The sequence below is a fragment of the uncultured Pseudacidovorax sp. genome, from assembly GCF_913773995.1.
Classification (GTDB): domain Bacteria; phylum Pseudomonadota; class Gammaproteobacteria; order Burkholderiales; family Burkholderiaceae_C; genus Xenophilus.
The window spans coordinates 1-4360 of sequence record NZ_CAJYES010000174.1 but is presented as its reverse complement, the minus strand read 5'-3'; the positions used below and the strand labels follow the sequence as shown (position 1 = coordinate 4360).

Genomic DNA, 4360 nt, shown 5'->3' with positions numbered 1-4360 from the left:
CGCCCGATGTGCACAAGAAGCTGATCGACTTCGGTGTCGAGCCGGTCGGCAACACGCCCGCGCAGTTCGCCGAACTGCTCAAGGGCGAGAACGCGCGCTGGCACAAGCTGATCCGTGACCTGAACATCACGCTCGACTGATCCTTCACCGACGCCCGCGCCATCTCCAGGGATGGCGCGGGCGTTTCGCTTTCCGGAGTTGCCGAATGACCGCCTCGACCGCCGCCGCCCCCGCTTCCGTGCCCACCGGCGGCTGCCCCTTCGCCCACGGCGCCGCGCCCGCCCCCTCGGCGCCCAATGGCTGCCCCGTCAGCCATGCGGCGGCCGCCTTCGATCCCTTCAGCGATGGCTACCAGCAGGACCCGCCCGAGTACGTCCGCTGGGCCCGGGAGCAGGAGCCCGTCTTCTACAGCCCGCTGCTGGGCTACTGGGTGGTCACGCGCTACGAGGACATCAAGACGATCTTCCGGGACAACCTCACCTTCAGCCCCTCCATCGCGCTGGAGAAGATCACGCCCACCGGGCCCGAGGCCAACGCGGTGCTGGCCAGCTACGGCTTCGCGCTCAACCGCACGCTGGTTAACGAGGACGAACCCGCCCACATGCCGCGCCGCCGCGCGCTGATGGAGCCGTTCACGCCCGAGCATCTCAAGCATCACGAGCCGCTGGTGCGCCAGTTGGCGCGCGAGTATGTGGACCGCTTCATCGACGACGGCCGCGCCGACCTGGTGGACCAGATGCTGTGGGAAGTGCCGCTCACCGTCGCCCTGCACTTCCTAGGCGTGCCCGAGGAGGACATGGACACGCTGCGCCAGTACTCCATCGCCCACACCGTCAACACCTGGGGCCGGCCGAAGCCGGAGGAACAGGTGGCGGTTGCCCATGCCGTCGGCAACTTCTGGCAGTACGCCGGCCAGGTGCTCGACAAGATGCGCGCCAATCCCGATGCGCCCGGCTGGATGCAGTACGGCATCCGCATGCAGAAACAACTGCCGGAGGTCGTGACCGACTCCTACCTGCACTCGATGATGATGGCCGGCATCGTGGCCGCCCACGAGACCACGGCCAACGCCACAGCCAATGCGATGAAGCTGCTGCTGCAGCATCCCAGCGCGTGGCGCGAAATCTGCGAAGACCCGGGCCTGATCCCTAATGCCGTGGAGGAATGCCTGCGCCACAACGGCTCGGTCGCCGCCTGGCGGCGGCTGGCCACAAAGGACGTGAGCGTCGGCGGCATCGCCATTCCGGCCGGCAGCAAGCTGCTGATCGTCACCTCGTCCGCCAATCACGACGAGCGGCACTTCGCCGATGCCGACCTGTTCGACATCCGCCGCGACAACGCCAGCGATCACCTGACCTTCGGCTACGGCTCGCACCAGTGCATGGGCAAGAACCTCGCGCGCATGGAGATGCAGGTCTTCCTGGAGGAGTTCACCCGCCGCCTGCCGCACATGCGGCTGGCCGAGCAGCAGTTCAGCTATGTGCCCAACACCTCTTTCCGCGGCCCCGAACACCTGTGGGTGGAATGGGACCCGACGGCCAACCCCGAGCGCCGCGATCCGGCCGCCCGCGATGGCGAGCGCGCGCCGGTGCGCATCGGCGAGCCCACGGGCCATGCGCTGACGCGGCCGGTGATCGTCGAGCGTGCAGAGCCGGTCGCCGAAGGCATCGTGCGCCTGCGCCTGGTGGCCGCCGATGGCGGCACCCTGCCCCGCTGGTCGGCCGGTGCGCACATCGACGTGGAATGCGGCGACACGGGGCTGTCGCGCCAGTATTCGCTGTGCGGCGACCCGGACGATGCCCGTGCCTTCGAGATCGCCGTGCTGCTGGAGGCCGAGAGCCGTGGCGGCTCGGCGTGGATGCATGCCCATGCCCACGAGGGCGCCCGCCTGCGCATCCGCGGTCCGCGCAACCACTTCCGGCTCGATGAAGGTGCGCAGGGCCTGGTGTTGATCGCCGGCGGCATCGGCATCACGCCCATCAGCGCCATGGCGCGGCGGGCGCAGGCGCTGGGCATTCCGTACCAATTGCACTACTGCGGCCGGCGCCGAGCCACCATGGCCCTGGTGGACGAGATGCAAGCGCTGCACGGCGAGCGGCTGCACCTGCATGTCGGCGACGAAGGCGGGCGACTGGACCTGGCCGAGCTGCTGCGCTTGCCGATGCCTGGCACGCAGGTCTATGCCTGCGGCCCGACGCACCTGCTCGATGCGCTGGCTGCCCACACCGCCCACTGGCCCGAGGACAGCCTGCGCGTGGAGCACTTCGCCTCCACCCTCGGCACCCTGGACCCGAGCCTGGAGCATGGCTTCGAAGCCGAGCTGAAGGACTCCGGCCTGACCATCGCCGTGCGCGCCGACCAGACGCTGCTGCAAGCCCTGCGCGCCGCCAACATCGACGTGCAGAGCGACTGCGAGGAGGGCCTGTGCGGCTCCTGCGAGGTGGCCGTGGTCGACGGCGAGATCGACCACCGCGACCGGGTGCTCACCCGCGCCGAGCGCGAAGCGAACCGCAAGATGATGAGTTGCTGCTCGCGCGCCTGCGGGCAGAGGATCGTGCTGCAGCTTTAAGAAGGTGTGAACGAGCCCGCCATGCGCGGCGCCGAGCGCCTCGATCCCCGTCACGGGCAACCGCGCTTCGACATCGCGGCCGGCGTGGCCTGGTACTCGCTGCTGGACCGGCTCAGCCAGCGATGAGGGCGGCGCCCTTCGCGCGCCACCAGTCGATGAAGGCGCGCAGCGCCGGCGAGGCCTGGCGCCGGCCCGGGTAGTACAGCTGAAAGCCGGTGCCCGGTGGGCACCAGTCGTCCAGCGCCGCGACGAGGCGTCCACTGTGCAGGTGCGGCGCCGCCATGGCCTCGTACACGTAGGCCCAGCCGACGCCGTCCAGCGCGGCCTGGAGCGCGAGCGGCTGATCGTCCACCGTCAGCCGGCCCCGCACGTCGAGCGCCACGCGTTCGGTGCCGCGGGCGAACTCCCAGTGGTACATCTCGCCGTGGGGGAACCGCTGCCGGATGCAGGGCCGATCGAGCAGTGCCCACGGGTCGGCCGGTGGACCGCCTTCGGCCAGCAGCGCTGGCGTGCCCACCACCACGAAGCGTTGGGGGCCACCCATCGGCATGGCCACCATGTCGCGCGGCACCGCTTCCTCGAAGCGGATCCCGGCGTCGCAGCCTGCGGCGACGATGTCCAGAAAGCCATCCTGCGTCTGAAGTTCGAGCGCGATGCGTGGATGGTCGGCGAGGAAGGCCGACATCACCGGCGCCATGACCAGTTGCGCGGCGCTGCGGGGCATGTTCAGGCGCAACAGGCCGACGGGTTCGCCGGCGGCTTCGTGCGCGGACTGCCATGCGGCCTCCAGTCCATCGAGATGCGGCCGCACGCGCGCCAGCAGTTGCAGGCCGAACGCGCTCGGTGCGACGCTGCGCGTGGTGCGCTGGACCAGTGGCTGGCCCAACACGTCTTCCAGCGCGCGCACCGACTGGCTCACCGCGGAAGGCGTCACGCCCAGGCGTGCGGCGGCGCGGCGATAACTCTGCAGTTCGGCCACGGCGGCGAAGGCGCGCAACTGGCGAAGATCGGGCGTCGACGGGCTCATGGCCCCGGATTGTGTAGCCGGGCTGGATGGGCCATGCAGCCCGGGCCGGATTGCGGCGGCGGCTGCCGCGGACGACGATGCAGACCTGTTCCGCATGCCGGCGTCATGGCGGCAGTGGGCGTGGGCCGCCCCCTCTCGCGTCTTGCCGGAAGGCCGGCGCGCCCGGCAGCCCCCTCGCGGCCCCTCCTCTTCTTCCACAAGGCTTCCATGACCATCTGCCCCACCCCATCCTCGCTCCTCGGCGTCGCGCCTCGACCGCTGGCCGGCCGCACGGTCTTTCCGGTCGGCCTCGGCTGCATGGGCATGAGCGAGTTCTACGGTGCCAGCGACGACACCGAATCGCTCGCCACGCTGCGTGCCGCGGTCGACCTCGGCGTCCAGCATTTCGACACGGCCGATACCTACGGCTTCGGCCACAACGAATCGCTTCTGGGCCGCTTCCTGGGTGGACTGGCGCCTGACGCGCGATCGCGGCTGACCGTGGCCACCAAGTTCGGCATCGTGCGCGAGCCGGGCCGCTACGAGCGACGCATCGACAACACGCCAGCCTACATCCGGTCTGCCTGCGAGGCCTCGCTGCGACGGCTGGGCACGGACTGCATCGACCTCTATTACTGCCACCGGCGCGACCCGGCCGTGCCCATCGAGGAGGTGGCCGGCGCCATGGCGCAACTGGTGAGCGATGGCAAGGTACGCGCCATCGGCTTTTCCGAGATTGGCGCGGACAGCCTGCGCCGCGCCAATCTCGGAAAAGCCGATGGAGA

The 4360-nt window shown here is 70.0% G+C and carries 3 protein-coding genes and 1 pseudogene; 3 read left to right on the top strand and 1 reads right to left on the bottom strand.

The window, feature by feature from the left end:
• Together QZ772_RS15985 and QZ772_RS15980 are read left to right on the top strand one after the other, a co-directional pair.
• A pseudogene (locus QZ772_RS15985) lies at window positions 1-140 on the top strand (tripartite tricarboxylate transporter substrate-binding protein); the annotation flags it as partial.
• 65 nt (window positions 141-205) lie between these two features.
• Entirely contained in the window at window positions 206-2569 is a 2364-nt protein-coding gene (locus tag QZ772_RS15980; protein WP_295528249.1) for a cytochrome P450/oxidoreductase, read from the top strand.
• A 112-nt stretch (window positions 2570-2681) separates the two neighbouring features.
• Here the strand turns inward: QZ772_RS15980 and QZ772_RS15975 are convergent, their stop codons facing one another.
• Window positions 2682-3596 carry a LysR family transcriptional regulator gene (locus tag QZ772_RS15975; protein WP_295528246.1) on the bottom strand — a complete coding sequence of 305 codons (915 nt, stop codon included), beginning with the start codon at window positions 3594-3596 and terminating at the stop codon, window positions 2682-2684.
• A 297-nt stretch (window positions 3597-3893) separates the two neighbouring features.
• Here QZ772_RS15975 and QZ772_RS15970 point away from each other — a divergent pair.
• Window positions 3894-4360 (top strand): aldo/keto reductase (locus QZ772_RS15970; RefSeq protein ID WP_295528251.1); only part of this gene is annotated, 467 nt, incomplete at its 3' end.